At 70.6% G+C, this 26,117-nt stretch carries 25 protein-coding genes; 8 read left to right on the top strand and 17 right to left on the bottom strand.

Annotated features, from left to right (window positions below; all coding sequences use genetic code 11):
- Positions 1–8 precede the first annotated feature (8 nt).
- From ACTU3I_RS05660 to ACTU3I_RS05620, 9 genes are all read right to left on the bottom strand, one after another.
- On the bottom strand, positions 9–1,469 hold the full coding sequence (locus ACTU3I_RS05660) for a mannitol dehydrogenase family protein (RefSeq protein ID WP_442924680.1): 1,461 nt from the start codon (positions 1,467–1,469) through the stop codon (positions 9–11).
- The gene (locus tag ACTU3I_RS05655) at positions 1,466–3,055 is read right to left on the bottom strand and encodes a carboxylesterase/lipase family protein (protein ID WP_442924679.1); all 1,590 of its coding nucleotides are present in this window, start codon (positions 3,053–3,055) and stop codon (positions 1,466–1,468) included. Before ACTU3I_RS05655 ends, ACTU3I_RS05660 begins: the two co-directional genes overlap by 4 nt.
- A gap of 130 nt (positions 3,056–3,185) precedes the next feature.
- On the bottom strand, positions 3,186–4,832 hold the full coding sequence (locus ACTU3I_RS05650; RefSeq protein ID WP_442924678.1) for a helix-turn-helix domain-containing protein: 1,647 nt from the start codon (positions 4,830–4,832) through the stop codon (positions 3,186–3,188).
- 127 nt (positions 4,833–4,959) lie between these two features.
- On the bottom strand, positions 4,960–5,754 hold the full coding sequence (locus ACTU3I_RS05645) for a DeoR/GlpR family DNA-binding transcription regulator (RefSeq protein ID WP_442924677.1): 795 nt from the start codon (positions 5,752–5,754) through the stop codon (positions 4,960–4,962).
- A gap of 27 nt (positions 5,755–5,781) precedes the next feature.
- Positions 5,782–6,294, bottom strand: a complete 513-nt coding sequence (locus ACTU3I_RS05640) for a hypothetical protein (RefSeq protein ID WP_442924676.1) — start codon at positions 6,292–6,294, stop codon at positions 5,782–5,784.
- On the bottom strand, positions 6,291–7,496 hold the full coding sequence (locus ACTU3I_RS05635; RefSeq protein ID WP_442924675.1) for a hypothetical protein: 1,206 nt from the start codon (positions 7,494–7,496) through the stop codon (positions 6,291–6,293). Before ACTU3I_RS05635 ends, ACTU3I_RS05640 begins: the two co-directional genes overlap by 4 nt.
- A gap of 1 nt (position 7,497) precedes the next feature.
- Positions 7,498–8,040, bottom strand: a complete 543-nt coding sequence (locus ACTU3I_RS05630) for a TetR/AcrR family transcriptional regulator (RefSeq protein WP_442924674.1) — start codon at positions 8,038–8,040, stop codon at positions 7,498–7,500.
- Positions 8,037–9,221: a M20 metallopeptidase family protein gene (locus ACTU3I_RS05625; RefSeq protein ID WP_442924673.1), complete on the bottom strand. Its 1,185-nt coding sequence runs from the start codon at positions 9,219–9,221 to the stop codon at positions 8,037–8,039. The genes ACTU3I_RS05630 and ACTU3I_RS05625 overlap by 4 nt, the downstream gene beginning before the upstream one ends.
- A gap of 49 nt (positions 9,222–9,270) precedes the next feature.
- Complete coding sequence (locus ACTU3I_RS05620) at positions 9,271–10,245, bottom strand: helix-turn-helix transcriptional regulator (protein WP_442924672.1); 975 nt, start codon at positions 10,243–10,245, stop codon at positions 9,271–9,273.
- Between the two features lie 90 nt (positions 10,246–10,335).
- On the opposite strand from ACTU3I_RS05620, the gene ACTU3I_RS05615 reads away from it, so the two are divergent.
- Entirely contained in the window at positions 10,336–10,791 is a 456-nt protein-coding gene (locus ACTU3I_RS05615) for a VOC family protein (protein WP_442924671.1), read from the top strand.
- A gap of 36 nt (positions 10,792–10,827) precedes the next feature.
- Here the strand turns inward: ACTU3I_RS05615 and ACTU3I_RS05610 are convergent, their stop codons facing one another.
- From ACTU3I_RS05610 to ACTU3I_RS05580, 7 genes are read right to left on the bottom strand one after another with little or no spacing between them, the layout of a single operon-like run.
- The gene (locus ACTU3I_RS05610) at positions 10,828–11,289 is read right to left on the bottom strand and encodes a ribose-5-phosphate isomerase (RefSeq protein ID WP_442924670.1); all 462 of its coding nucleotides are present in this window, start codon (positions 11,287–11,289) and stop codon (positions 10,828–10,830) included.
- Entirely contained in the window at positions 11,286–13,004 is a 1,719-nt protein-coding gene (locus ACTU3I_RS05605) for a dihydroxyacetone kinase family protein (RefSeq protein WP_442924669.1), read from the bottom strand. Before ACTU3I_RS05605 ends, ACTU3I_RS05610 begins: the two co-directional genes overlap by 4 nt.
- On the bottom strand, positions 13,001–14,005 hold the full coding sequence (locus ACTU3I_RS05600) for a sugar phosphate isomerase/epimerase family protein (protein ID WP_442924668.1): 1,005 nt from the start codon (positions 14,003–14,005) through the stop codon (positions 13,001–13,003). The genes ACTU3I_RS05605 and ACTU3I_RS05600 overlap by 4 nt, the downstream gene beginning before the upstream one ends.
- On the bottom strand, positions 14,002–14,895 hold the full coding sequence (locus ACTU3I_RS05595; protein ID WP_442924667.1) for an ABC transporter permease: 894 nt from the start codon (positions 14,893–14,895) through the stop codon (positions 14,002–14,004). The genes ACTU3I_RS05600 and ACTU3I_RS05595 overlap by 4 nt, the downstream gene beginning before the upstream one ends.
- Complete coding sequence (locus ACTU3I_RS05590; protein WP_442924666.1) at positions 14,873–16,063, bottom strand: ABC transporter permease; 1,191 nt, start codon at positions 16,061–16,063, stop codon at positions 14,873–14,875. Before ACTU3I_RS05590 ends, ACTU3I_RS05595 begins: the two co-directional genes overlap by 23 nt.
- Positions 16,060–17,628, bottom strand: coding sequence for an ABC transporter ATP-binding protein (locus ACTU3I_RS05585; protein WP_442924665.1), 1,569 nt, complete (start codon positions 17,626–17,628; stop codon positions 16,060–16,062). Before ACTU3I_RS05585 ends, ACTU3I_RS05590 begins: the two co-directional genes overlap by 4 nt.
- 1 nt (position 17,629) lies before the next feature.
- Positions 17,630–18,673 (bottom strand): BMP family lipoprotein, encoded by a 1,044-nt coding sequence (locus ACTU3I_RS05580; RefSeq protein ID WP_442924664.1) that lies wholly within the window; start codon positions 18,671–18,673, stop codon positions 17,630–17,632.
- A 158-nt stretch (positions 18,674–18,831) separates the two neighbouring features.
- On the opposite strand from ACTU3I_RS05580, the gene ACTU3I_RS05575 reads away from it, so the two are divergent.
- Positions 18,832–20,154 (top strand): aspartate aminotransferase family protein, encoded by a 1,323-nt coding sequence (locus ACTU3I_RS05575; RefSeq protein WP_442924663.1) that lies wholly within the window; start codon positions 18,832–18,834, stop codon positions 20,152–20,154.
- Positions 20,151–20,900: an SDR family NAD(P)-dependent oxidoreductase gene (locus ACTU3I_RS05570; RefSeq protein ID WP_442924662.1), complete on the top strand. Its 750-nt coding sequence runs from the start codon at positions 20,151–20,153 to the stop codon at positions 20,898–20,900. The genes ACTU3I_RS05575 and ACTU3I_RS05570 overlap by 4 nt, the downstream gene beginning before the upstream one ends.
- A gap of 7 nt (positions 20,901–20,907) precedes the next feature.
- Here the strand turns inward: ACTU3I_RS05570 and ACTU3I_RS05565 are convergent, their stop codons facing one another.
- Positions 20,908–21,573, bottom strand: a complete 666-nt coding sequence (locus ACTU3I_RS05565) for a FadR/GntR family transcriptional regulator (protein WP_442924661.1) — start codon at positions 21,571–21,573, stop codon at positions 20,908–20,910.
- A gap of 62 nt (positions 21,574–21,635) precedes the next feature.
- Between ACTU3I_RS05565 and ACTU3I_RS05560 the strand changes: the two genes are divergently transcribed.
- From ACTU3I_RS05560 to ACTU3I_RS05540, 5 genes are read left to right on the top strand one after another with little or no spacing between them, the layout of a single operon-like run.
- Positions 21,636–22,328: a cyclase family protein gene (locus tag ACTU3I_RS05560; protein WP_442924659.1), complete on the top strand. Its 693-nt coding sequence runs from the start codon at positions 21,636–21,638 to the stop codon at positions 22,326–22,328.
- Positions 22,328–23,287: a nucleoside hydrolase gene (locus ACTU3I_RS05555; protein WP_442924657.1), complete on the top strand. Its 960-nt coding sequence runs from the start codon at positions 22,328–22,330 to the stop codon at positions 23,285–23,287. The genes ACTU3I_RS05560 and ACTU3I_RS05555 overlap by 1 nt, the downstream gene beginning before the upstream one ends.
- A complete protein-coding gene (locus tag ACTU3I_RS05550; RefSeq protein WP_442924656.1) occupies positions 23,284–24,573 on the top strand; it encodes a M20/M25/M40 family metallo-hydrolase in 1,290 nt (429 codons plus the stop codon). Before ACTU3I_RS05555 ends, ACTU3I_RS05550 begins: the two co-directional genes overlap by 4 nt.
- Positions 24,566–25,669, top strand: coding sequence for an adenosine deaminase (locus ACTU3I_RS05545; protein ID WP_442924655.1), 1,104 nt, complete (start codon positions 24,566–24,568; stop codon positions 25,667–25,669). The genes ACTU3I_RS05550 and ACTU3I_RS05545 overlap by 8 nt, the downstream gene beginning before the upstream one ends.
- Before the next feature lie 40 nt (positions 25,670–25,709).
- The gene (locus ACTU3I_RS05540) at positions 25,710–26,093 is read left to right on the top strand and encodes a MerR family transcriptional regulator (RefSeq protein WP_442924654.1); all 384 of its coding nucleotides are present in this window, start codon (positions 25,710–25,712) and stop codon (positions 26,091–26,093) included.
- Positions 26,094–26,117: the final 24 nt, after the last annotated feature.

Raw genomic sequence — 26,117 nt, 5'->3', positions numbered from 1 at the left:
TCTTGGAGCTATCTAACGACGATGCCAGGAGCATCGACGAGGGAAGTGAGCGCGGCACGGGCGCCGCTCTCACGGAGAACGCCGTAGGCCTCGGTGAAGGCCTCGACGAACAGGGGGTCGGCCGCCAGGTCTCCGAAGAGGCGCTGCTGCGATGCGAAGGCCGCCGGGTCGCCGGCGGCGTCCTCGACGGCGGCTGCGACGACGTCCGCCTGACGGTCGGCCACGTCGATGGCGGCGCCGGACTCGTCGACGCCGCGCGCGAACACCGCCCAGCTGGCGACGACGGCGACGCTCAGGGCGATCGAGGCGCCGGCGGCGATCCGGTCGCGCACGATCGGCAGGACGAACGTCGCGATCCTGTCGGACGCGTCGGTGGCCAGGCGCAGCAGCGTGTCCCGCACGTAGGGGTTCGCGAAGCGCTCGATCAGGCCGCGCTCATACGCGGCGAGGTCGACGCCGGGGACGGGGTCGAGGGTCGGCTCGGCCTCGTCGGCCATGAACCGCTCGAGCAGCGCGACCAGCAGCGGGTCGGTCGCGGCCTCGTGGACGAAACGGTGCCCGGCGAGGTACCCGAAGTACGCCAGGGCCTGGTGACTGGCGTTGAGGAGCCGGAGCTTCATCTTCTCGAAGGGCACGACGTCGTCGACCAGCTGCACGCCGACCTGCTCGAGCGGCGGACGCCCACCGGGACCGAACCGGTCTTCCAGCACCCACTGCACGAAGCCTTCGCTCACGACCGGCCACGCGTCTCGGGCTCCGAACTCGTCGGCGGCGAACCGGCGCTCCTCGGCGCCGGTGACCGGGGTGATGCGGTCCACCATGCTGCTGGGAAACGGCACCGACGCGGCGATCCACGCGCCGAGCTCGGCATCCTGCGCCCGGGCGAACGCCGTGAACGCCTTCTCGGCGACGATGCCGTTGCCCTGCAGGTTGTCGCACGACATGACCGTGAACGGCGCGATGCCGCGGTCGCGGCGGCGACGGAGGCCTTCCGTGACGAGACCGAAGACCGTCTGCGGCTCCGCCCCCGGCTGCAGGTCGGCGGCGACACCGGGCGAGGCGAGGTCGAACTCCCCGGTGACCTCACTGATGTTGTAGCCGCCCTCGGTGATCGTGAGCGACACCACCCGCACCGCCGGGTCGGCGAGCTTCTCGAGGACGGCTTCGGGGTCGTCGGGGGCGAAGAGGTACTCGGCGATCGAGGCGATGGAGCGAGCGATCGCCGCGCCGTCGGGATGCCGTTCGATGAGGGTGTAGCGCATGTCGTTCGAGACGAGCGCGTCGCGCATCGCCGCATCCGGAGGCAGGACACCCACGCCGCAGATGGCCCAGTCGCGCCCGACGCCCGCGGTGAAGAGCCTGTCGAGGTACATCGCCTGGTGCGAGCGGTGGAAATTCCCCACCCCGAAATGCACGATCCCGACCGTCAGGTCGTTCCGGACGTATCCCGGCTGTGCGATCGCGCTCATTCGCCGGCCCCCAACCAGGCGAGCGGACGCGTCGACAGATCGCGGGAGTCGGCCCAGAAGTCCAGCCGCTCAGCGAGATGGTCCACGACCACCTCCGAGCGCCGGTCGAGGACCATGGTCGCCCGATCGGCCGCGGTGTAGGGTCGCCAGTCCCCGACGGCGCCGGCGGCCAGGTTGCCCGTACGCACGAACTGCGCCAGAGTCGCGCCGAGGTCGTGACCGAGGGCGACCGTCGCGGGATCGTCGATGGCTTCTCGCCCGAGGAGCGCGGGGACGCCGGGGGCGTCGAGATTGTCGAAGAAGAACGGCAGCTCGACGAGGTGAGCCGCCCCCACGGCGCCGCCCACGGCCGTCGACGCCCACGCGAACTGGTAATGGTAGGTGCGGCCGCCCGACGCGGAGTGCGCGTCCACGAGTCTGCGGACGGGCTCGGCCCAATCGTGATCGGCCGTGATCGCGAACGCGATGGCGTCGCTGCCCACACCCGCCGCCTGGACCTCGGCATAGAGCCTCCCGGCGGCCGCGCGCGCGTCGGGATCGTGCAGCAGGTCGGCTACCGTGTCGTCGATCGATCTCGGCTCGCTCCCCCATCCGGTGATGGTGAACAGCCGGTCTTCTTCGCGATTGCTGCCGATGAGGAGGTCGACTGATCGCGCGGCGCCCCCGGCGATAGCGGCCAGGGGGTCGGACGGCAGGATGCGATCGTCGGTGACCAGCGGGAAGGTCCGCACGCGGACGCCGAACTCGCGCTGGACGGCCGCGATGCGGAAGACCGAGACGGCCCGCAGCTGATCGAGCACGTCGGGAGCCGCGGGGTCGATGTGGAGTCGCTCGAGGACGGCGGCGGTGGCCCGGCGGGCCTCGTCGAGCGGCACGAACGCGGCCACGTGGGCGCTTTCGACGACGGCGCGGGCGAAGAGGCCATGCGCGTCGGGAGCGCTCAGCAGCGCGAGCGTCGCCATGCCGCCGGCGGACTCGCCGCCGACGGTCACTCGTGCGGGGTCGCCGCCGAATGCCGCGATGTTCTCGCGCACCCACCGCAGCGCCTGGATCGCGTCCTGCACGCCCAGGTTCGAGCTCTGCGGCTCGTAGTCTCCGAGCCAGAGCCCGCCGAGGATGCCGAGCCGGTAGTTGATCGTCACCACGACGACGCCGTGCTTCCGCGCAAGGTTCGCACCGGAGATCCAGGGGCCGGTCCCCGAGCCGCACAGGAACGCGCCCCCGTGGATGTAGACGTACACCGGGGCCGAGCCGGTGGGGTCGGCGCTCCACACATTCAGCGAGAGGCAGTCCTCGTCGGCGCGCACATCCGCCGCGTAGTAATTGTGCTCGGTCCCGGGGAGCGCCTCGGGAAGGGGGTCGATGTCCTGCAGTGAGACGGCGCCGAACCGGGTGGCATCGATGCGCTCCTGCGGAGGGAGCGGCTGCGGCGGAGCGAAACGCAGATCCCCGACCGGAGCCTGGGCGTAGGGGATGCCGCGGAAGACGGCGACGCCCGTCTCCTCGCGACCTTGTACCGTGCCGCACGGCGCCGTCACCTCGCGGAGCGGGGCGGTGGTGTCCGCGCGAACGTGCACAGCGTGCATGCAGTGATCCCCCTTGACCGGAAGCCGGAATGTCCGCCGTCCTGGCGGTCGAATCATGCAAGCACGGGGGTGCTGCACGCGGGGAGAGGTTTTCACCACACCGCGTGACCGGTTGATGCCCGATTCCGCGTCAGAGTCGCAAGAGGCGGAGCTGGAGCATGGCCTCGAACCGTGCGTCGGGGTCGGACAGATCGAGCCCGGTCATCTCCGAGATCCGTCGAAGCCGGTAACGGCAGGTGTTGGGGTGCACATTCAGCACCGACGCCGTTCGGGCGATGTCGCCGAAGGACGACAGGAAGACGTCGAGGGTCTGGGCGAAGTCGGTGTCGTTGACCCGATCCCACTCGGTGAGCGCGGCGACGGGCCCCGTGAACGTCTCGCCGCGCTCGGCCATCCGCTCGCGCATCTCCCAGAGGAGCAGCTCCGTCTGGACATCCTCCGATCGGACGACGCGGCGCTCGCTTCCCGTCTCCGACGAGAGCACGAGTCGCAGCGTGCGGTCCGCCTCGCGCTGGGAGGTACCGATCTCCTCCGCCTGACGCACGAGCGGCCCGATCGTCACGATGACGTCGTCTGTCATCCGCTCGACGAACTGCTCGGCGACCTGTCGCACGTAGGCGCTCGACGAGGCCGGCTCCGTGCGCAGGTGCAGCACTCCGTAGATACGCCCGTGAACGAGGCCCGCGACACTGCCGGGGTGCACGGCGGAGAGATGGAGCGAGAGGGCGTGCGCGATGCGCGTCTCACGGGCGATGTCCTCGCGCGCCTCCTCCGCATTCCCGGCGCCGGCGATCTCGACGGCGAGCACGACGTAGGACCCGGTGGCGATTCCCGCGCCGTCGGCCATGGACGCGGCCGTGGCTCCGCCGGCCAGCAGCGCCGCGAGCACGGCACGACGGGCGCGACGTTCGGCATCCATGTCCGCGCGGCCGCGGAGGAGATGCGAGGCGACGATCCGCGCCGCCGCCACGAAAGACGCCTCCTGCGCGGGGGCGAGAGGGCCGCGCACCGCCGCCCACAGCGACCCGAGGATCTCGTTCCCCGCCGACAGTCTCACGACGGCGCGAGGGAGCACACCCTCCCCGAGGTCGTCGAGGTAGACCGGGGTGTCCGACGCGTAGATCGACTTGAACGCGCCGCTGGCGCGGAACAACTCCACGTAGTGGGCGGGCATCCTGGACCCGAGCACGGCGATCCTACGGGCGTCGTCGGCGCGATCCTGGTCGTCGGAGTACGCCAGGATGTGGGAGTTGAGGTCCTCGATCATGATGGGGGCGTCCAGCAGCTGCGACGTGGCGTTCGCCATCTCGAAGAGGTAGTCGGCGTCGAAGCGGCCGGAGGTCACGGCCGGGCGCTCCTCACCCGTGGCGTCGACCGGGTCGCCGGCGAGGGTCGTGACCAGGGAGTTCGCCACCTGCACCCAGCCGACGCCCCGGCTGAGCGCGAACACCGGCATGCCCGCGGCCGCCGCTGCATCCGCCACCTCCGGGTCGACACTCACCGGGTCGCGAAGGACGAGACCCGCCGCTCCGCCCTCCGCGAGCGCTTCGAGAAGGGCGACCGTGGCACCGACCCCGCTGACCCCGGCACCCAGGACGAGAGCTCCGTCGAGCGACGACGGCGGATCGAGCGGGTCGAGCAGCACGACGTCGCGCACTTCGAGCTCACGCGCGATCTTCCCGTAGGCGATGTCGAGGACAGTGGATCCGAGATCGGTCAGCAATGCGCCCAGCGGCATCGACGGTTGCGGGCGGTCGACCGTGCCCCGGAGCTCCATATCGGCGATGGTAGTGGCGAGCCAGGCGATGCGGGCACATGGAGCCGGTCGAGCCTCCGACGACGAGGAGCGCCCGTTGTGTGGATTCTGCGGTGCCCGGACGACCGTTTCCTGACCGCTCGTGGACTCAGACGCGGAGGATCGAGCTTCCGGCGATCGTGAAGCGGTTCGCGGCCGTGGCCGACAGTTCGTGGCCGGTGATGATGAGCTCGAAGTCCTGCACCTCGGCGAACTTGATGAAGGACGCCGCTCCGAACTTGTGATGCGCCCCGATGAAGATCCGCCGGACGGCTGACTTCACCGCCGCCGCCTTCACCGCCGCGACGGCGGGGTCAGGGGTCGTCATGCCGCGCTCCACCGAGACGCCGTTGGCGCCGAGGATCGCGACGTCGATCGTCAGACGGGAGAGCATCTCCTCCGCCCAGAAGTCCACGACCCCCAACGTGCTCCCTCGCACGCGCCCGCCGAGCGCGAGCACCTGGACGTTGGGGCGCGCGGCGAGGAGCGTCGCCACGGGGAGACACGCCGTGACGACCGTCAGGGGACGGTCGATCGGCAGGTGCTGCGCAACGAGCTGCATCTGGAATCCCTCGTCGATGAAGACCGTCTGCGCCTCACCGAGCTTTCCCACGGCAGCACGCGCGATCCGGTACTTCTCCTCGGGGTTGATGTTGCTGCGCACATCGAGCGAGCTCTCGAACGCACCGCTTTCGACCGGGTAGGCCACGCCGTAGCCGCGGCGGATGAGGCCCTGTGTCTCCAGCGCGCGAAGATCCCGGCGCACGGTCTCCGCCGAGACGCCCAGCAGCTGCGGCGCCCCGATCACATCGAGCCGCCCCTGCGTGCGGATGAGGGCGAGAAGCTCCGATCGCCGCGTCAGGGAGGCGTTGGCGGTGCGCCCCTCGGGCGGAATGCGCGTCATGGCGCGATCTTAGGGGCAGGACCGGCCTCAGCGATCGCCTGCTCCGCGTCGTCGTGCGGGCCACGGCGGGAAGACCGGGCCACTGCGGGAGGACGCCCGGATGGTGCTCCCGTCGATGCCCGCGATGAAGCCCGCGACGTACTCCTCGCTGCCGCCGATCTCGAGGACGATCTCCTCGCCGCGGCTGGAGAGCACACGAACCCGATCGCTTCCCGCGGCCAGCACCTGCGTGAGCAGGAGAGGTGTCGCGCGCACGGCGACGTACGCGGTGATGCGCGCTTCGTCCTCCCGCACCGCCACCTGCGTGACCGACACGACGCGGTTGAGAAGCTTCCCCGCCATGTTCCCGGTCAGAGTCGTGGACGACAGCGACAGCGTCACGTCCTGCCACCCCGCCGCATCCGGCGGGGAGACTGTCGCCCCGAGGATGCGCACCCGCCGCTGACGGACGACCTGGAAGGCGCGCACGAGCGCGTCCTGGTCAGCGGCGCGGAACGTGATGCGAAGGACACGCGGCGGCGGATCGTCGACGCCGCTCACGTCACTGCCCGGAGGTCTTGGGGACGACCGGCCGAGACGATCGCCACCGCCCCCAGCACGACGAAGCACCCCGCCGTCAGGAGCAGCGCCGTCGGCATCCCCACGACGCTGGCCATCGCCCCGACCCCGAGGCTCCCCAGCGCGCAGCTGACATAGGCGATGGCGGAGTATCCGGACGTGATGCGGGCGTGTCGACCAGGAGGCAGCCCGTAGGTCACCGTCGCCAGCCCCAGCGAGTACGCCGGCCCCTCTGCCGCGCCCAGGACCACGACCGAGGCCAGGATGAGGGGCCATGAGTCGGTGCGCAGCCCGGCGGCGAGGAGGACGAAGCCGACGACCATGGCCGGGAACAGGTGCCATGCGCGCAGGGACCGCATCACCGGCTGCACGGCGCGCTGCGCGAGAAAGGCCACCGCGAACATCACGCAGGGAGGAACGGCCGCCAGAAGCGGAGACACCGTTCCGGCCGTTCCGAGCGCCGACGGAAGGAGCGAGACGAGCATGCCCGCGATCGCCCAGGCACCGCCGCCGAGCAGATAACCGGCCAGGCGGTGGCGCCTCGTGATCGGACTGCCGGGAGCATCGGTTTCGGTGCGAACGACCGGCGGTGGGACGGCCCGGAGCGCGGGGCGCAGCGCGACGGCGAGGACGACGAGCGCTGCGGTGAGGATGACGGCATGAAGGAGATACGTCGACACCGTGGGCAGCGGCAGAACCGTGCCGACGACGCCGGCGGCGAGGTTCCCCAGGAGCGACCCGAGGACCGCCCCGGTGCCGACCATGGTGCGCGCCCGCACCCCGAGGAGGATCAGCGCGAGAGCGGACGCGGCCGCGGTCGCCAGCCCTCCGCTCACCCCGGTCAGGACGCGGCCGGCGAACATCGGCGCGAACAGCGACCCGGCCGGGGCGGAGGCGAGATCCGCGGCGATCCCAACGACGATCCCCACGAACAGCAGCGCCGTGAGGGTCCGGACCGGGAGGGTGCGCGTCGAGAGGATCAGCATCACGATGACGAACGCGGCGAGGTACGTGGCGTAGACGGCGGCCTGGGCGAGCGGGCTGAGGTCGTATCGTGCGACGTACAGCGGCATGAGGGGGTTGGGAAGGCTCGGGAGCATCATGACGATCGCGAAGGTGGCGACCACGAGCATCCCGACGGAGCGCACGCGGCGCGCCGGCGCCGCGGCGGAAGACCGCAGCACGTCAGGTCCGCGCAGCCGGCAGGAGCGCCTGGAAGCGGGCGAGCGCCGCATCGACGCGGGGCCGGTCTTCGGTGAGCAGCAGGTCGACGGCGAGACCCCGCAGTGTCGCGACGGCGAGCCGGCCGAGCTCGTCCGCGTCCTCGGCTGCCCCGCCCTCGGCGCGCCGTGCGTCGGCGAAGTACGCCACCCACCCGTGGACGGCGTCCTGCGCGAACTCCTCGAACTGCTCCGGGATCTCGAAGCGGCGGGCCGTGAGATGGAAGAACAGCTGCAGTTCCTCCAAATGGGCGGTGTAGTGCTCCCACCACCGGTCGATCGCCTCTCGCAGTCCGGCCGGCGGCGGGGCCTCGAGCATCCGGATGGTGTCGGCGCGGACGAGGCGCAGGGCACGCCCGAGCAGCTGATCCCGTCCGCCGAAGTGGTAGATCAGCATCCGGCTCGAGGTCCCGAGCTCTTCCGCGAGGGTCTGCAGGACGAAGCCCTCCGGGCCGCGCGCGCGCAGGACGTCGACGATCTCCGGAAGGAGATCGTCCGCCCGGCTCACCTTCCCCCTCGTGCGCCGGCCAAACGCCGCACGGCCAGCTCAGCGAGCACGCGCGAGGCATCCGGGACCACGGCGTCGTCGTAGACAGCGCGCGACGAATGATTCGGAGCCACCCCGCTCTCCTCGGATCCGGCCCCGACGAAGAGGAAGGCGCCGCCGGTCTCCTCGAGGAAGAGGGAGAAGTCTTCAGCGATCATCTCGGGCTGCTCCAGAGGGCGGAAGGCGCGTGGCCCGAGAACGTCGGTCACGACATCTTCCACCAGACGGGCGTCGAACGGATCCGACACCGTCGGGGGCATGAGGGGACCTTCGTCCAGGGACACGCTCATGTCGAAGCTGCCGGCGATGCCCTCCGCGATGCGGACCAGGTCGTCTCGGACGGCGGTGATGCGGTCGACGGACAGCGCACGCAGGCTCACACCGAGCACGGCACGATCGGTGATCACGTTGGGCGCATCGCCGGCCTGGAACGAGCCGATCGTCGCGATGAGAGGATCGGCGGACGTGCTGTTCTGCGTGACGAGGTTCTGCACGGCCTGCACGATGAGGGCGGCGGGCAGGATCGGGTTGCGCGCGGTGTGCGGGCGGGCGGCATGACCGCCCCGCCCGACCACGGAGAGGCGGAAGTTCACGGTCGTTCCCATGACCGCGCCCGGGCGGCACAGGAAGACGCCGCTCTGCAGGAACGAGAACACGTGGATCCCGTAGGACGCGACGGGCCGGCTGCCTGTGGTCTCCAGCACGCCGTCCGCGATCATGCGGGCGGCGCCGCCGTGGCCTTCTTCGCCGGGCTGGAAGATCGCCAGCACCGTGCCCTCGATGTCATCGCGCCGCGCGCACAGCAGGCGGATGGCCCCCACCAGCGCGGCCATGTGGAGGTCGTGCCCGCACGCGTGCATGGTCGAGCCGGTCGCGGAGAACTCCTCGCCGCTCTCCTCGGTGAGCGGCAGCGCGTCCATGTCGGCGCGCAGAAGCACCGTGGGCCCAGGGGACGCGCCCTCGATGATCACCGCGAGCGAGGACAGCCCGCGGCCCTCGATGATGCGGACCGGAAGGCCCTCCAGCTCCCGACGCAGCATCCGCTGGGTCTCGGGAAGATCGAGGCCCACTTCCGGGATGGCGTGCAGACGGCGGCGGAGCGCGCGGACGTCGCCGGTTCCGGGGTCTTTCTGGGACGGCATAGGAATCCTCTCGAGTGACGTCATCAGATTACACGTTTCTGTAATCCGATTACGTCTCGCTCGCCGGCGCTGGCGCGCTCGCGGCGAGGCGCGTGGCGAGGTCACGCACGGCATCACTCAACTCCGGCGGACTCTCGACCTGAAACGGCGCGTCGAAACGGGCGAACCATGCAGCCAGGGCGATCCACGACCACGACCCCGCCGTCACGCGGCAACGGCGGGGACCGAGCTCGGCGACCACACCGTCGCCGACGAAAGGCAGCACATCGCGGGCCGGCAGACGAAGGACGACGGAGCCGACGCACGGCCAGTCGCCCCCCGCCTCCGCCCCGCGGAATCGCCCCGCGACGAATGTGCGAAGGTCGCCGCCCGGCACGTCTCGAGGCGAGAAGCGCGGACCGGTCGGGGTGCGCGGGGACAGCCGGTCGACGCGGTAGATCCGCCAGTCGTCGCGGTCGAGGTCCCACGCCACCAGATACCACCGGCCCGCCGCAGCCACCAGACCGTGGGGCTCCGTGCGCCGCGGAGGACGATCCGACTCCGGGTCACCGTAGTCGAAGCGGAGCACGTGGCGCGCCCGCACCGCCGCCGACACCGTGACGAGCACCTCGGGCGAGGGTGCAACGGATGCGGCCGGTGCGGCCAGGGACGTGAACTCGATCGCGTCCAGCCGATGACGAAGGCGCTGCGGCATCACCTGACGCACGGTGGTGAGCGCGCGAAGGGCGGCCTCCTCGACCCCCGCCCCCGCGTTCGTCGCCGTGCGGAGGGCCACGGCGAGGGCGAGCACCTGCTCGTCGTCGAAGTGGAGCGGCGGGAGTTCGCTCCCCGCCTCCAGGCGGTAGCCGCCGTCGGGCCCCCTCCTCGCGCTGATGCGATAGCCCATGTCGCGAAGACGCTCGATATCGCGCCGCACCGTACGAGGGCTGATGTCCAGTCGCCGGGCCAGCGTCGAGCCGGGCCACTCCGGCCGCGCCTGCAGGAGCGAGAGCACCTCGAGCAGGCGGGAGGTCGTCGTGGTCATGCTCCGATTCTGTCTCCTGTATAGGACGGATACAGACCTCTACCGACGAAAGAGTGATCCCGCGGGATCGGCCCGCACGAAAGGAACACCATGAGCATCCGCACCACTGTCCACCTGAACTTCTCCGGCGAAGCCCGCGCAGCCCTGGAGTTCTACCAGGCGGCGTTCGGAGGTGACATCACCATCGCCACCTACGCTGACTTCGGCATGCCCGCCGAGGCACCGGGTGCGCAGTCGGTGGTCTTCGGCCAGATCGAGAGCCCGGACGGGTTCCGGGTGATGGCGTACGACATCCCCGGCGCCGTCCCGTCGCCGCGAACGTCCTCCACGCGCCGCGAGAACGGCGTGACCCTCACGCACGAGCCCTTCTTCGTCTCGGTCCGGGGCGACTCGCTCGCGGACGTTCAGCGCTCGTGGGATGCCCTTTCCGAGGGCGGCACGGTCGTCGAGCCCCTCGCCTCATCGGCCTGGAGTGCCGGCTTCGGCATGCTCACCGACCGCTACGGCGTGACGTGGGTTCTCGACGTGGCGGCGCCGTCGGCTTAGTTCGGCACGGCCTCCGTCGCCGACGCGGCGGAGGCCTCACCGCGCGGCATCGAGCGCGTCGATGCGCCCCACTTTCTCCGCCGAGGGGCTGGTCGGGTCGAAGCGGTACCCGAGCCACTCCGACACCAGGCGGCGCGCGAGTTCGATGCCGACGACCCGCTGACCGAGCGCGAGCACGTGGGCGTCGTTGGAGAGCACGGAGCGTTCGACCGAGAAGCTGTCGTGCGCGGTGACGGCGCGGATTCCGGTGACCTTGTTCGCCGCGATCGCCATCCCCAGTCCCGTGCCGCACACCAGGAGCGCGCGATCCGCATCGCCCGCGACGATGCGACCGGCCGCTACCGCGGCCACGTCCGGGTACGGGGTGTGCCCGTCCGCGTCCACACCGACGTCGACGACGTCGCCGACGCGCGGGTCGGCCTCCAGGTCCTTGCGGAGGATCTCCTTGTACTCGTACCCGGCGTCATCGCTTCCGATGACGATGCGCCACAGTGTCATGACTCTCCTCTGATGTCGGCCAGGGCGGCCACGATGTAGGTGAACGAGACGGCGCCCGCGTCGGGGTGACCGACGCTCTTCTCGGCGAGAGGTCGCGCGCGCCCGAGCCGGGGCCGAAGCGATGCGGTCGACTGCGCCGCTGCCTCGGCGACCGTGACCGCGCCGGACCACGCGGATGCGAGAGACTCGCCGGCGTCGGAACGGCGACGCAGTTCGCCGGCGAAGGGCGCGAACGCGTCCACCATCGTCTTGTCGCCCACCTGTGCACCGCCGAGCCGCTGCACGGCCGCCAGCGCCGATTCGACCGCGCGCACGACGGCGGTCTCGACCGACGCATCTGCCTCGCGCAGCGCCCTCGCAGCCGCCGTGAGCGCCGCGGCCCAGAGCGCGCCCGAGGTTCCTCCGGCGCGCTCGGACCATGCCTCGGCGCCACCGGTGAGCGCGGCGAATGCCCCACCGTGTCGCGCGATGATGTCCCGCGCGGCGTGGTCGAAGGCGGTGATGCCGCGCACCATCCCGATGCCGTGATCGCCGTCGCCCGCGTACGCGTCGATGCGCCCGAGCTCCTCCTCGTGCTCTTGCAGAACGGCTCGCACGCGGCCGCCGGCGGCGACGATCGCCGGGGCGAGCGCCATCATGGCTTCCGACTCCGGCCGCACGGCGGCATCCACCGAGGGCAGGTGGTCGCTTCCTGGTTCGGGATGCGCCCTCGGCAGCTCGATCGCGCCCTTGCGGTAGGCGGGTGTAGCGGCCGCAGCGCGCCACAGCGGGTCGAGTTCGTCGTCCAGCCACACGAGGGTGAGTGAAAGCCCGCCCATGTCGAGGCTCGTCACGAGCTCGCCGCACTCCGGGTCGACGAGCTCCAGCCCCGCCTCGCGCAGGAGCGCGGCGGCGGCGCGGAAGACGACGAACAACTCCTCGTACGAGACCGAACCCAGGCCGTTCACGATCACACCCACGCGACCGTCTGCATCTTCGGGGCGCTCAGCCAGAAGCGCGGACACGAGCTGCTCGGCGAGATCGGACGCCGACGCCAGCGGCACGTCGCGGATCCCCGGCTCACCGTGGATCCCCAGTCCGATCGACATCGTCCCCTCGGGCACCGAGAACAGCGGCCCTTCGGCGCCCGGCAGGGAGCACCCCGAGAAGGCGACTCCGAGCGTGCGCGTGCGTGCGTTCGCGAGACGGGCGAGCCGCTCGACCTCGTCGAGGTCGTCCCCGCGGTCGGCGGCGGCGCCGGCCACCTTGAAAACCACGAAGTCGCCGGCGATGCCTCGTCGCCGCTCCTCTTCGCCTGCGGGCGCGCTGGCGATGTCGTCGGTCACGAGGACCGTGCGCACATCGATGCCGTCCGCGGTGAGGCGTTCTGCGGCCAAGCCGAAGTGCAGCACGTCGCCGGCGTAGTTGCCGTAGCTGAACAGCACCCCTCCCCCGGCGTTCGCGGCGCGCGCGACCCGGTACGCCTGACCGGCCGACGGCGAGGTGAAGACGTTGCCGCACACCGCGCCGGCGGCGAGCCCGGCGCCGACGAGACCGGCGAACGCGGGATAGTGCCCCGAACCTCCGCCGATGACGACGACGACCCGCCCGTGCTCGGGCGTCGCGGCGCGGACGACACCCCCGTCGACCCGGCGCACATAGCGGCCATAGACCTCGACGAGTCCGTCGATGGCGTCGTCGGCGAACCGCTCCACGGTGTCGATCACGCTGGTCATGAGGGGGCTCCCTTCTCCCGCGAGCGGCGGGGCAGGATCGTTCGGAGGTAGTCGCGATTCGCGGCGCTGACGCTCAAGCCGTCTCCGCCGTAGTGCTCGCATGTGAGGATCCCCGCGAAGCCGGCCGAGATCGCCTCCCGCACCGCCCAGCGGTAGTCGATGAGGCCGAGGGCGAGGGAGGTGGGCACCGCCGTGTACAGGCCCGCGGCCGCATCCTCGTCCCGCGCGTAGTTCTTCACGTGCCAGTAGGTGGTGTAGGGCAGGACGACGCGCAGCACCTCGCGCCAGTCCTCGATCGGGCGATGAAGACGCAGGAGGTTGCCCGTGTCGGGATTCAGCCCGACGTTGTCGCGACCAACCTCCTCGACCAGACGAACGGCCGACTCCGCCGTCCCGAGGTAGGTGTCCTCATACATCTCGAGCGCCAGCGACACGCCGACCTGCTCGGCATGATCGGCCAGCTCCCGGATGCGGCGGACCGCCGTGTCCCATCGATCTCGGTCGGCGGGGTCGTTGACGGCCCCCGCCTCGGTCCAGAACCACAGCGCCCCCTGCTGCGCACGTGAGAGGGGCTCGTGGAGGCCGAGCGAGAAGACCCGCGCCCCGATCGCTGCGGCGGCGTCGATGGATCGGTGGCTGTATGCGAGGTTTTCGTACCCGGCGGCGTCGTCGATCACCGACCGACGGATGGCGGCGACGGCGACGAGGTCGAGCCCCTCGGCCTCCGCGACCGCGCTCAGGTCCGCCAGCTCGCGCGCGCTGAGGTCGCCGGCCTTCAGCCACACGTCCGTCAGCTCGACGGCGTCGAACCCGGCATCGGCGATCTCGGCGAAGGTCTCTCGCCATGCCTTCGGGCCGAGCGCACGTACGCTCGTTCCGTCGGGAAGGACCTCGGGGAACTGCAGGAGGCCGGCCGCGATGGGCCACGTGCGCCGATCGAGGGCGGAGTCCGCGTGGGTCTGGGCGCGCAGCGACGTCGTCACCGGAACGAAGGCATTCATACCAGCCGAAGCCCTCCCTGCTTGGTGAGGTAGCGCACCCCGCTCACCGCCAACGCGATGATCGTCACCACATACGGCAGCGCGAGAATCGGGTCGGTGGGAATGGTCGTCCTCACCTGGAGGACGGTGGCCAGCGCCTCGAACAGCCCGAACGCACTGGCGGCGACGAGGGTCCCCACCGGGTGCTTCAGCCCCAGGTACACCGCGGCCAGCGCGATGAATCCGCGGCCCTGCACCATGTCGCGGACGAAAGTGCTGGTGGTGAACAGCGACAGTTGCGCCCCGGCCAATCCGGCCAGCACTCCGGAGGTCAGGAGCGCGCCCCACTGCACACGCTGCGGGGAGATGCCCGCCTCGACGACGGCGGCGGGATTGTCGCCGACCGCGCGCGTCCAGAGACCCCACCGGGAGTTGAAGTACATCCAGACGAACAGCGGCACGCCGAGGATCAGCAGCCTCGTGAGCGGCGACGCGGCGGACAGCGCATCCAGCACGGGGATGCCGGAGAGGAACGGCAGATCGACGGACGGCAGCGGGGTGGAGCGGATGTTCTGCGCCGAACCAGAGTCCCGTGTGAGAGCCACGAGCGCAAGCACCGTGCCGCCGGCAGCGAGCAGATTGATCGCGATGCCGGCCAGGATGATGTCGGCACCGAAGCGCAGGTGAGCGATGGCGAGGACCCCGGCGAGGAGCGCGCCGACGGCGGCCGCCGCGAGCAACCCGATCCAGGGCCCGAGGAGCGTTGTCGAGACAGCGGCACCGACGAAGGCGCCGCCGAGCATCATGCCGTCGAGTCCGATGTTGACGACCCCGGCGCGCACAGTGAGCAGGCAGCCGAGCGCTGCCAGCACGAGCGGGGTGGCGAGCTCAAGAACGCTTGCCAGGAACATGGCTGCTCCCTTCGGACAGTCCGGGTGTGCGGGGTTCGGATGCGGGCGCGCCGGTCACGGAATCGACCGGTCCGGGCGGCGATGGGGGCGTGGGATGGACGGCGGCCAAGCCGACCGTGGCTCCGGTGGCGCCCTCGTCGACGACCGTGGCACCGGAACGCCGCTCCCACCGCCGGAGAGCGGCGGCGAGGACGAGGATGATGACGCCCTGCAGCACCACGACGATGTCGCGCGGCACGTTGGATGTCACCTGGATGACGTCTCCGCCGGTTCGCAGGAACCCGTATGCGAGGGCCATGAGGGGGACGAGGATCGGCCGGTTGACCGCGAGGAGGGCGACGAGGATGCCGTCGAACCCGATGCCGGCGGCCATGCCCAGGATGAGGCGATTGGTCCCGCCGAAGGCTATCGCGGCGCCGGCCAGACCGGCGATCGCCCCGGATACGGCGATGGACAACCAGATCAGCCGCGCGACGGGCATCCCGTTGGCGTGGGCGAATCTCGGGCTGTCGCCCACGACCCGCAGGCGATAGCCGAACCGGGTGCGGTTGAGCACGACGCTGACGATCACGCAGACGGCCAGTCCCAGGATGAGCGTGGACGAGATCGCCGGGGCGGTCCCGATCGTGGGGAACCACGATGACGGATCGAAGAACTCCGACACCGGGAAGCCCGCGCCATCCGGCTGGAGGAACTCCTTGATGACGAAAGCGAAGAGGAACGTCGCGACGTAGTTCATCATCAGAGTCGTGACGATCTCGTCCGCGCCGAGGTACGCCTTCATGAGCCCGGGGATGACACCCCAGAGGAACCCGGCGATCGCTGCGGCGACCACGGCCAACGGCAGGGCGAGCGGCGAAGGGCCGAGAGCGAGGACCAGAACGCCCGACAGGAGCGCGGCGACGAAGACCTGGCCTTCCGCGCCGATGGAGAACATCCCCACCCGGAAGACCAGACACACGCTGGCACCCGTGATCATGAGGAAGCTCGAGTACGACAGCCACTGCGCGATGCGACCGGGGCTGGAGACCGCGCCGGTGAACAGGCCCTGCAGGGCCGCCCCCGGATCGTCGCTGGTGAGGACGAAGAGGCCGTAGAGCCCGGCGAGGAAGGCGAGCAGGACGAGCGCACCGGTCAAGGCGGTGCGTGGCCGCAGAGACAGTCTCATGCCGCCGCCTCCGAGGTGTCCCCGAGCATGAGAGTTCCCAGGCGCGCGATATCGACCTCGTCGGAATTCGCCAGATCTGCCACGACCCGCCCCTCCCGGAAGATGACGATGCGGTCGGCGATCGCCAGCACCTCGTCGAGGTCGCTCGATTGCACGAGAACGGCGGCGCCGCGCTCGGCGGCATCCGACAGCCGCTGGTGCACGGCGGCGATGGCGCCGATGTCGAGTCCCCGCGTCGGCTCGCACACGATGAGCAGACGCGGGTCGGTGGAGAGCTCTCGGGCGAGCACGATCTTCTGGATGTTCCCGCCCGAGAGGGTACCCGCCCGCTGGTCGCCGTTGCGGCAGCGGATGTCGAACCGCGTGATCATCGCGTCCGCGTGCGCGGCGGCGGCGCGGCGGCGGAGGAACCCTCCCCGCACGAACGCGGGATCGTTCATCCGATTCGCCAGGAGGTTCTCCCGGATACTGAGGTCCTTGGCCACGCCCGCGACGAGGCGGTCCTCGGGCACGTACGAGATCCCCAGACGCATCGTGGCGGGGCGGTCCCAGCGTGATCGCACGCGCCCCTCATAGGCGATGCGCCCGCCGGTGCGCGGTCGCACCCCGGCGAGCACCTGGCAGAACGCCTGATGCCCCTGCCCGTCGATGCCGACGACGCCGAGGATCTCTCCGCCGCGCACGCCGAGCGTGACGCCGCGGACGCCAGTGGCCGACTCGGCGGCGGCCGTCAAATCGCTGACACGCAGGACCTCACCCGACGGATGCCTCTCGGGACTGCTGACCGCGGGACTCTCGCCGCCGACCATGTCTGAGACGAGCTGAGCCGTCGACACCTCGCCGGTGCGCCGCGTCGCCACGACCCTGCCATGCCGCATGATCGTGATGTCCTGCGTGAGCAGTTCGACCTCTTCGAGCTTGTGAGTGATGAACAGGACGGAGACCCCCGACGCACGCAGGCGTCGCACCGCCTCGAACAGCCCGAGCCGTTCTTGGGGCGCGAGCAGCGCTGTCGGCTCGTCGAGGATGAGGATGCGCGCGCCGCGGTAGAGCGCCTTGAGGATCTCCACCCGCTGCTGCTGAGCGATGGTCAACTGATCAACTCGCCGGGTCAGCGGCACGCTGAGTCCCGCGTCCTGCGCGACCTCGGCGATGCGGGCCCGGGCAACCGAGCGACGCACCGCGAACGGTCCCCCGACTTCTGCGCCGAGGGAGATGTTGTCCAGGGCGGTCAACTCGCCCACCAGCCCGAAGTGCTGGAAGACCATGCCGATCCCCGCGGCGATCGCGTCGCCGGGACGACGGAAGTCCTGCGCCGTCCCGTCGATCACGATCTCGCCCGAGTCGGGGCGCTCGACGCCGAAGAGGATCTTCATGAGCGTCGACTTTCCCGCGCCGTTCTCACCGAGCACCGCATGAACGGTGCCCCGCCGGAGCGTCAGGCTCACGCCGTCGTTGGCCGCCACCCCGCCGTAGCGCTTGACGATGTCGCGCAACTCCAGCACGACCTCGCTTCGGCCGGGAGGCGCATCCGCAGCGGATTGCGCGCCGAGGGTCTCCGTCATGTCACTCGCCCGTCAGCAGCGATTCGTACTCGCCCGCAGCGACGTCTTCGGTGAGTGCCGCCACCCGGTCGCGAATGGCCTGGGGCACCACCTGCGTGTACAGGTCGGACTCGACGATCCAGATGGACCCGTCCGCGACACCGAAAGATCGCGTCTCCCCCAACGGAAGCGCCCCGTCGGCAGCCTGGAGGACCGCGTCCTGCACGGACTCCTTCGTGCTCGTGGTGGAGGCCGTGAGGATGACGGGCGTGCCGTTGATGTCGGGCGACTCGGTCTGCACCTCGGCGTTGCCGATGGCCCACACGTTCCCCTCGGCGGCCGCCTCGAAGACGCCGGTGTCGGTGCCGCCCGAGGCGGTGAAGACGATCTCGGCGCCCTGGGCGATCATGTCCGCCGCGATCGCCTTGCCCTTCACGGGGTCGGCGAACGAACCGGCGTAGGCCTTCAGCACCGTGACGTCGGGAGCGACACTCTCCACGCCCGCTTCGAAGCCGGTGATGTAGTCGTTGATCGTCGGGATGTCCTGGCCGCCGACGACGCCGACGACTCCCGTGCCGTCGATGCGCTCGACGCCGTCGGCCGTCTCCAGCAGGCCGGCCAGCACCCCCGCGAGGAATCCCGTCTCGTCATAGCGATACGTGATCGAGTACACGTTCGGCGCGTCCACGACGGCGTCGAAGATCGCGAACTGCTTGTCGGGGTATTTCGACGCGGCCTGAGTGAGCAGGTCGACCATGGCGAAGGTCGAGGTGATGATCGTGTCGCTCCCTCCATTGGCGAGGTCGTCGAGTGCGGGCTGCCACCGGGTGGGTTCGTAGCCGGCCTCGACGATCTGCGTCTCCCAGCCCGCCTCCTCGGCCCCGGCGTCCACGCCCGCGATCGCCTGATCGAAGAAGCCGCCGTCCCCGGCGGTACCCGGAACGAGCATGGCGACGCTTTCCGACGTGTCACCTCCGGCGGGGCTCGACCCGCCGGAGCATCCGGTCAGCACCAGTGCCGCGGCGCCCACGGCGCTGACTGCGGCGATCAGAGAACGGGTACGCATATTCACTCCTCATCGAGAGTCACGCCTCGCGGCGGTCGGATTGCAGGTCGGGTGGTCCGACTGGTATAACCAGTAATACCGCAGCGACTCCCCGCAGCGCAAGCCAGCCGACATCCGAACTCCCTCGGCGGCCGGCGAGATGATCCCAAGGAGGGGACATGACGATCGTGACCTCGGCTCTCGAGCTCTACGAGAGCAGGACACCGACTTCGAGGCGGCTCTTCGATGAAGCCCGCGCCCTCATCCCCGGAGGCGTCTCGCGCGCGACGCTGGCGTTCGAGCCGTATCCCTTCTATGCCGCCGCAGCCTCGGGCGCGACGATCACCGACGTCGACGGCAATGACTACCTCGACCTCGTCAACAACTACACGAGCCTTCCGCACGGCCACGGGCACGCCGCGACCACCCGTGCCGCCGTGGAGCAGCTGAGTGTCTCGTCTGCGATCGGCACGGCCCACGCGCTGGAGGCCGACTACGCCCGGGAATTGCGCCAGCGCATCCCGGCGGCACAGCGGCTGCACTTCACGACCACCGGCTCCGAGGCGGTCGCGTTCGCGGTGCGGCTGGCGCGGGCGGCGACCGGCCGCACCCGTGTGCTGAAGTTCGAAGGCGGCTTCCACGGGTCGCACAACGAGCTGTACCAGGACATCGCGGTCCTGCCGGAGCTCTCCCCCGGGGCAGCACAGCCGGCACGCCCGGCCTCGGCGGGTCTGGAGCCGACCGGGACCATCACCGCCGTGTACAACGACCTCGACTCGGTGCGCGCGGCGTTCGCGCAGTGGGGGCAGGAGATCGCCGTCGTGGTCGTGGAGCCCTTCCTCGGCAACGGAGCCCTCATCGCCGCCGAGAGCGATTTTCTCGACGTGGTGTTCGAATGCGCCGCAGCCGCCGGCGCCCTGGTTCTGTTCGATGAGATCCAGTCCCTGCGCGCCGACTACAGCGGCGCGCAGGGACGATGGGGGTATCGCCCCGACCTCGTCGCCCTGGGGAAGATCATGGGCGGCGGTCACGCGCTGGCGGCGTTCGGCGGGCGAGCCGACCTGTTCGGCGCGCTCGAGGGAGCGTCCCCGGCCGTCCTGCAGACGGGCACCTTCACCGCGACGCCGATGGCCTTGGCGGCCGGACGCGCCGCGATGGCCGAACTCGACCGAAGCGCGTACTCCGTGCTCGAGCGGCGCACGGAGCGACTGAGGGAGGGAATCCGGGCGACGTTCGCGGCCGCCGGCGTGCCCGTCCACGTCAACGGACTCGGGTCGATGTTCAACATCTCGATCACCGAAGAGGAGGTCCGCTCGTACCGCGCCTACCGCGCCGCGGACGCCACGTTGTTCTCCGCGCTGCGGCTTGAGATGCTGGTGCGGGGCGTGCTGGTCATGCCCCGCGGCACCGGATGCCTCAGCACCGCGGTGACCGAGAACGATGTCGACCGCGTGCTGGTCGCGCTCGAAGAAGGACTGGCAGCCGTGGCGGGTAAGCGATGATCGGCATCGACCTCACGGGGCGGACGGCCGTCGTCACCGGCGGTTCCGCCGGCATCGGCGCAGCGTGCGTCACCGCTCTGCAGCGCGCCGGTGCGCGTGTGGTCTCGCTCGACCCGACGGCTCCCGTCACGAGCGCGCCGGATGAGGCGATCGCCGGGGACGTCACCGACGCGGCCGCTCGTCACGCCGCTCTCGCCGCCGCGGACGGCGCCGACATCCTCGTCAACAACGCCGCGATCCAATACGAGGAGCGTCTCTCGGAGACCAGTACGGAGGCCTTCGAGCGACTCCTCGCCGTCAACGTCGTGGGCACGGTGGAGATGACGCGCGCGTTCGCAGCCACCGCCGCCACGGGAGGAGCGATCGTCAACATGGGCTCCGTACTGGGGGTGACCGGCGACCCCGCCCTCGCCGTGTACAGCATCAGCAAGGGCGCCGTGGTGAACTTCACCCGGACGGCGGCGCTGGAGTACGCCGGACGCCTGCGCGTGAACGCCGTGCTTCCCGGCGCCATCCGAACACCGCTGACAACGCGCGCGTGGAACGCCACCGGCGACGCCGCCCGCGCCGAAGAACGGATGTCGTCCGTCTACGCCGCAGGGCGGATCGGCGAGCCCGAGGAGGTGGGGACGGTGGTCGCGTTCCTCGCCAGTCCGCTGGCCGCCTTCATGACCGGAGCCCTCGTCGCCGTGGACGGCGGCCTGCTCGCCGCCAACGCGGAGTGGGGCCTGGAAAGGCTCGGCTAGGCACCCGTCAGCCCAGGAGCGACCTCAGGAAATCGCGGTGATGGTCGTACAGCGTCCGCGAAGCCGCCATCGCCCCGCCGAGGTCGCCCTCGACGACGCCGGCCGCGAGCGCGCGGTGGTCGGCGAGGATCGCCTGACTCATCGCGCGGCCGTGCGGGCTGATGCGGATCGTCTGCGCGATCTCGTCGTTCATGTCGTCCCACAACTTCTCCAGCAGCGGCGAACGCGCCGCACGCACGATGCTCCGGTGCAGTCCCAGGTCAGGCGCGGTGGTCTCCTCGCCGAGGCGCACTGCTCGCTCGAGCGCCTCCAGCGCCTCGGCGACGGCCTCCTTCTCCGGCGCCTCCGCACGCACCGATGCCAGACGCAGCGCCCCGGCCTCGATGACCTCGCGCGCATCGACGACGTCGAGGAGTCCGTACGGCGTGGTCTGCTCGGTGGAGACGTCGTTGCTCACGACGAACGCACCGCGGCCCATCTGGATCTCGATGACATCGAGCGTGCTCAGCATCCCGAGCGCTTCCCTTATGACGGGCCGGCTCAGACCGTAGGCCTCGGCGAGTTGACGCTCCGACGGAAGCTTCGACCCCACGGGGTACACGCCCTCACGGATCTCGCGAAGCAGGTCGTCGGCGACACGCGCGCGCTGCGTGTTTCCGCTGTCGAGCATCATGCTCCTTTTATATCGGCAGAATCCGGTCTGGCCGGTAAGACCAGTTGCAGTATACTCGCGGCATGACAACGGCGCATCCGGTCCGCTTCGACCGGCCTCGCATCATCGACCTCACGCTTCCGCTGGCGTCGGGGATGGACGCCTTCCCGGGGGAGCCCACGGCGCGCTTCCGCCCTTTCTCGACGCACGAGGACGGCGGGATCGAGATGTGGCACGTCGATCTCTTCAGCCAGCTCGGCACGCACGTGGACGCGCCCGCGCACTTCCTCCGCGGCGGCACGACGAGCGAGCATCTCCCCCTCGACGCCATGATCGGTGCGGCGGCTGTCATCGACGTCCCGGTCGGTCCCGGCGGGACGCTCATGGCCGGTCACCTCGACAGCGATGTCGCGCGAATCCGCTCCGCCGGGCGAGTGATCCTGCGGTCGGGATGGGAGCGGCATCGCGGGACGCCGCAGTACTGGGAGGGGTTTTCCGAGATCTCCCCGGACGCGGCGCGCCTGCTGGTCGACTGCGGCGTGCGCTTCGTGGGGATCGACACGCCGACGCCCTCGTTCTCGCACCTTCATGAGGTGCACCGGGTGCTTCTGGAGGCCGACGTCGTGCTGGCCGAGTGCCTCGTGAACACCGCCCAGCTTGCCGCGGAGACCTACCTCATCTGCCTCCCTCTCCCCCTCGTCGGGCTGGACGGCGCTCCTGCGCGCATCGTCGCCCTCGAACAACCTACGTCTGCGCACGAACGGAAGGACCTCTGATGACGACGCGTGTGATCATCGACACCGACACGGGTGTGGACGACGGGATGGGGCTCATCTACGCCCTGCTCTCGCCCGAACTGGACATCGTCGGCGTCACGACGAGCTTCGGCAACGTCGACGTCGACAAGGTGACACGAAACACCGCCGTGATCATGGAGGAGCTCGGATCGAACGCCCCCGTGGGCAAAGGGGCGGCCTTCGCCCTCGCCGGCGAGATCCCGGTCTTCAACCCGCAGATCCACGGCGACGACGGGTTCGGCAACGCCAACCTGCCCGAGCCGGCATACACGAACCTCGACCCGCGCTCGGCAGCGCAGCTCACCATCGACCTCGTGAACGAGTACCCGGGCGAACTGGTCTGGATCGGCCTCGGTCCGGTGACGAATCTCGCCCTCGCGGTGCACCTCGACCCGACTCTGCCTGAGCGGTTGCGCAAAGTCGTGTGGATGGGAGGAGCCGTCCTCCACCACGGCAACGTCACCCCCGTCGCCGAGGCCGACGCCCTCCACGACCCGGAGGCACTGCGTGTCGTGCTCGACCAGAGCTGGCAATTCGTCCAGGTGGGCCTCGACGTCACCGACGACACGGTGTTCGGACAGGCCGAGCTCGACGCGGTGCGCGGCGCCGACACACCCGGCGCCAAGCTGGTCGCTGCGGGGGCGCCGTCGTACATGTCGTTCTACGAGCCGATCCTCGGACGGTACGGATGCGCGATGCACTCGCCGCTGACGGTGGGGATCGTCGCGCATCCCGAACTGATCCTGGCGTCGGAGAAGCTGCGGCTGCACGTGGAGCTGGAGGGTCGCTACACGCGCGGCATGACCGTGGCCGACCGACGTGTCGGGCGGGACGGCGGCGCGGTATGGGGGTCGGCACCGCTCGTGGACGTCGTCTTGGACGTCGACCGCGCGGCCTTCGTGGACCGGTACGTCCGTCGTGTGACGGGGGCGGAATGACCAGGCCGGACGACGTCCGCGACGACGTCCGCTCCTGGCTGCGCGGCGTGCCGCCCCTCGAGGAGGCACTCGCCGATCTCGTGCGCATCCCGAGCTTCCCCGCCACACTCCAGCAGAACGATGTGCTCGACCGCGTCGACGCGCTGGTCGGCGCCCCCGCGGCGGCGAGCCATGACCGGTGGATCCCCGATTGGGAGGCGGTGCAGGCGCTCGAGTCTCCGCTGGATGCGCAGCGGCTGTGGTCTCAACTGCTCGAGCGCGACCCCCGCTACGCCGACACGCTTCCCGGTCTCGAAGTCTCCGTTCACACGGTGGGCGAGACCGGCCCGACGCTCATGCTCAACGGGCACGTCGACGTCGTGCCCGCAGACGGCCAGACGTGGCGCCACGACCCGTACCGGCCGTCCGTCTCCGACGGGCGTCTCTACGCGCGCGGGGCCATGGACATGAAGGGCGGTCTCGTCGCGGCGGCGCTGGCCTTCCGGTACCTGGCGGAGCACTGGAGGGGGCCCGGCCGGATCGCCTTCGCGGCGGTGCCCGAAGAGGAATCGGGCGGAAACGGCACGATGGCGGTGATCGCGCGCGGCCACCACGCGGATGCTGTGGTGTTCGCCGAGCCGACGAACCTCGACGTCGTGCACCGGCATGTCGGCATCCAGGCCTTCGGCGTCGACGTGCACGGCCGCGCCGGCGGGATGCTTCGACGTTCGTGGGGGACGAGCGCCGCCCCCACCCTGGCGCGCGCCGCCGTCGCTCTGGAGGAGCTCGAGCAACGCCGCACCGCCCGCGCGCACGCGGCCGGCGGATACGACCCCGACGACCTCCCCGGATTCGTCAACTTCTTGATCCACTCCGGCGACTGGCTCGCCACCCGCGCCGGAACAGGGGAACTGCGCGGGCTCATGGGTGTGCTCCCCGGCGAGACGCAGGAGCAGGCGGCGGCAGAACTGACCGATGCGGTGCGCCGGGCGACCGACGGGCGGCCGGGCGAGGTCACCGTATGGTCGCACGGCGGACACCGGGGTGCGGAGCTTCCTGCGCAACATCCGCTCGTCATGGCCTTCACCGGCGGCGCGGGCGGCGAGGCACCCCTCACCCGGCCGACGACCGCTGGGACGATGGTGTGCGACGCCAAGATCGTGCACGGCGGAGGCTGGGCCCCCGCTATCGTCCTGGGACCCACCGGCGACAACCTCCACGCCGCCGACGAGTGGGTGGACCTCGCCTCCATCGGCACTGCGGTGGAGCTTCTGGTGAGCGGCGCGTACCGCTACTTCGATGCCTGAGGCACCCACGAGCGACCAGGTTCGGGCCCTTCCGAAGGTGATCCTCCACGACCACCTGGACGGCGGACTGCGCCCGGAGACGGTGCTGGAGCTCGCTGCCGCGCGAGGGCGTGCCCTGTGGACCGAGGACCCGGCTTCGCTCGCCCGTGAGATCGTGGCCCGATGCTCCGGATCGCTCGAGGATTACCTCGCGGTCTCCGATGTCCTCGTCGATCTGCTCCGCGGAGACGCGGACGCGCTGTACCGCGTCGCGCGCGAGTGCGCACGGGATCTCGCGTCGGACGGCGTGGTCTACGCCGAGGTGCGCTGGGCACCCGAGGAGGTGACGAACGCCGCGCTCCCGCCCGCTGCCGCACTGGCCGCCGTCACGGCGGGCCTGTCGGCGGGTGCAGCCGAGGCAGCGCGCGGCGGCACCGCGATCCGCGTCACTCAGATCCTGTGCGCCTTGCGCACGGACGACCGCTCCCTGGAGATCGCGCGACTGGCCCTCGCGAACCGGGGCGATGTCGTCGGGTTCGACCTCGCCGGAGCGGAACGGGGATTCCCTCCCGCTCGACATCGCGCCGCCCTGGATCTGCTCGCCGCCGAGGATTTCCCGGTGACCATCCACGCGGGTGAGGCGGATGGGATCGACAGCATCCGCGGCGCGCTGACCGACGGAAGGGCACGGCGGATCGGACACGGCGTGCGGCTGGTCGAGGACATCGGGCCCCGCGACGACTTCGGCACCACAGCTCAGCGGATCTTCGACGGGGGGATCGCGCTGGAGATCTGTCCCTCCTCGAACCGGCAGACCGGCGCCGCGTCCGGCTCGATGGCGCAGCATCCGTTCGACCGGCTCCAGCGGCTGCGGTTCGCGGTGACGGTCAGTCCGGACAACCGGCTTCTGAGCGGCACTTCGGCCACCGGCGAACTCGTACGGCTGGCCGAGGCGTTCGGATACACCCTCGCCGATCTGGCCCGATTCCAGCTCACCGCCGCCGACGCCGCGTTCCTCCCCGCGTCGGAGCGGCACGAGCTGCGACGATCTCTCCGCGCGACCTTGCGATCGACCCTCGCCGAGCCTGTTGCGCGCACCGCGGGAACAGTAATCTGACAGGCACGTTGCACTTCTCGAGGCTGAGGAGGGACCGGGGATGCTGATCAGCGAAGCCGCCGAGCTGTCGGACGTGTCGACGCGCATGCTGCGGTACTACGAGAACCAGGGGCTCGTCGTTCCGGGTCGCGACGTGAACGGATACCGCACCTATTGCGACGAGGGCATCTACCGTGCGCGCCAGGTGCGGGCGCTGCTGGCCGCGGGCGTGCCGGCCAGGGCGATCGTCGACATCCTCCCCACGGCCGCCCTCGACGCCGTGCTTCCGGCGCCCACCGATCCTCGCGTCCGCCAGGCGCTGCGCACGCATGCCGACGCGCTCGCCACGCGCGCGAGCGAGATGATGCTCCGCTCGCGCGCCCTCACCGCGTACCTCGAGCGCACGCACGCCGAAGAACTGCGGGAGCTCCCGCGCGGGGCTTGACCTTCGCACTAATGGCAACGTTGC

Source organism: Microbacterium sp. RD1 (assembly GCF_052220165.1).
Classification (GTDB): Bacteria; Actinomycetota; Actinomycetes; order Actinomycetales; family Microbacteriaceae; genus Microbacterium.
This window is presented reverse-complemented; position numbering and strand designations above follow the sequence as displayed.

Coding starts and splice junctions, on each gene's coding strand:
- ACTU3I_RS05590 (WP_442924666.1), bottom strand. CDS start 16,063: ATGAGACTGTCTCTGCGGCCACGCACCGCCTTGACCGGTGCGCTCGTC.
- ACTU3I_RS05585 (WP_442924665.1), bottom strand. CDS start 17,628: ATGACGGAGACCCTCGGCGCGCAATCCGCTGCGGATGCGCCTCCCGGC.
- ACTU3I_RS05620 (WP_442924672.1), bottom strand. CDS start 10,245: ATGACCACGACGACCTCCCGCCTGCTCGAGGTGCTCTCGCTCCTGCAG.
- ACTU3I_RS05605 (WP_442924669.1), bottom strand. CDS start 13,004: ATGACCAGCGTGATCGACACCGTGGAGCGGTTCGCCGACGACGCCATC.
- ACTU3I_RS05595 (WP_442924667.1), bottom strand. CDS start 14,895: ATGTTCCTGGCAAGCGTTCTTGAGCTCGCCACCCCGCTCGTGCTGGCA.
- ACTU3I_RS05610 (WP_442924670.1), bottom strand. CDS start 11,289: ATGACACTGTGGCGCATCGTCATCGGAAGCGATGACGCCGGGTACGAG.
- ACTU3I_RS05540 (WP_442924654.1), top strand. CDS start 25,710: ATGCTGATCAGCGAAGCCGCCGAGCTGTCGGACGTGTCGACGCGCATG.
- ACTU3I_RS05560 (WP_442924659.1), top strand. CDS start 21,636: ATGACAACGGCGCATCCGGTCCGCTTCGACCGGCCTCGCATCATCGAC.
- ACTU3I_RS05615 (WP_442924671.1), top strand. CDS start 10,336: ATGAGCATCCGCACCACTGTCCACCTGAACTTCTCCGGCGAAGCCCGC.
- ACTU3I_RS05655 (WP_442924679.1), bottom strand. CDS start 3,055: ATGCACGCTGTGCACGTTCGCGCGGACACCACCGCCCCGCTCCGCGAG.
- ACTU3I_RS05565 (WP_442924661.1), bottom strand. CDS start 21,573: ATGATGCTCGACAGCGGAAACACGCAGCGCGCGCGTGTCGCCGACGAC.
- ACTU3I_RS05660 (WP_442924680.1), bottom strand. CDS start 1,469: ATGAGCGCGATCGCACAGCCGGGATACGTCCGGAACGACCTGACGGTC.
- ACTU3I_RS05650 (WP_442924678.1), bottom strand. CDS start 4,832: ATGGAGCTCCGGGGCACGGTCGACCGCCCGCAACCGTCGATGCCGCTG.
- ACTU3I_RS05570 (WP_442924662.1), top strand. CDS start 20,151: ATGATCGGCATCGACCTCACGGGGCGGACGGCCGTCGTCACCGGCGGT.
- ACTU3I_RS05545 (WP_442924655.1), top strand. CDS start 24,566: ATGCCTGAGGCACCCACGAGCGACCAGGTTCGGGCCCTTCCGAAGGTG.
- ACTU3I_RS05580 (WP_442924664.1), bottom strand. CDS start 18,673: ATGCGTACCCGTTCTCTGATCGCCGCAGTCAGCGCCGTGGGCGCCGCG.
- ACTU3I_RS05575 (WP_442924663.1), top strand. CDS start 18,832: ATGACGATCGTGACCTCGGCTCTCGAGCTCTACGAGAGCAGGACACCG.
- ACTU3I_RS05555 (WP_442924657.1), top strand. CDS start 22,328: ATGACGACGCGTGTGATCATCGACACCGACACGGGTGTGGACGACGGG.
- ACTU3I_RS05625 (WP_442924673.1), bottom strand. CDS start 9,221: ATGCCGTCCCAGAAAGACCCCGGAACCGGCGACGTCCGCGCGCTCCGC.
- ACTU3I_RS05645 (WP_442924677.1), bottom strand. CDS start 5,754: ATGACGCGCATTCCGCCCGAGGGGCGCACCGCCAACGCCTCCCTGACG.
- ACTU3I_RS05600 (WP_442924668.1), bottom strand. CDS start 14,005: ATGAATGCCTTCGTTCCGGTGACGACGTCGCTGCGCGCCCAGACCCAC.
- ACTU3I_RS05550 (WP_442924656.1), top strand. CDS start 23,284: ATGACCAGGCCGGACGACGTCCGCGACGACGTCCGCTCCTGGCTGCGC.